This window comes from Vibrio sp. YT-19(2023) (assembly GCF_033337395.1).
In genome coordinates, this window is record NZ_JAWOQN010000662.1 from 1 (window position 1) to 635 (window position 635).

At 48.7% G+C, this 635-nt stretch carries 1 protein-coding gene; it reads left to right on the forward strand.

The window, feature by feature from the left end:
- On the forward strand, positions 1-635 hold a 635-nt coding region (locus R7E78_RS27745; protein WP_318058836.1), incomplete at both ends, for a D-serine ammonia-lyase.

Here is a 635-nt window from a genome sequence, read left to right on the forward strand (position 1 = left end):
CCCAACTGCCTTTTTATCGATGATGAAAACTCACAAACCTTGTTCCTAGGTTACTCGGTTGCCGGTGAACGCTTAAAACAACAATTGGATGATTTTGGTATTGTGGTTGATGAATGTCATCCACTGTTTGTGTATTTACCATGCGGTGTTGGTGGTGGGCCAGGTGGTGTTGCTTTTGGGCTCAAGGTGGCCTTTGGTGACCACGTGCATTGCATCTTCGCTGAGCCAACACATTCTCCTTGCATGTTGTTGGGAGTACATACTGGTTTGCATGATGAGATAGCGGTGCAAGATATTGGTATAGATAATCTCACCGCGGCAGATGGCTTGGCCGTTGGTCGTCCTTCTGGTTTTGTTGGGCGAGCCATGGAGCGGCTAATTGATGGTTACTACACAGTGACGGATGAACGTATGTATCAGCTTTTAGGAGAGTTGAGCGAACGAGAAGGCATCAATTTGGAGCCCTCTGCATTAGCGGGAATGATGGGCGCGGTGCATGTCTCGAGTTCTCTACACTACCAGACTCGTTTACAGCTTACGGATGAACGTTTGAAAAATGCCACACACTTAGTTTGGGCGACCGGGGGAGGGATGGTGCCAGAAGCTGAAATGTCAGCTTACTTGGCGAAGTCTGG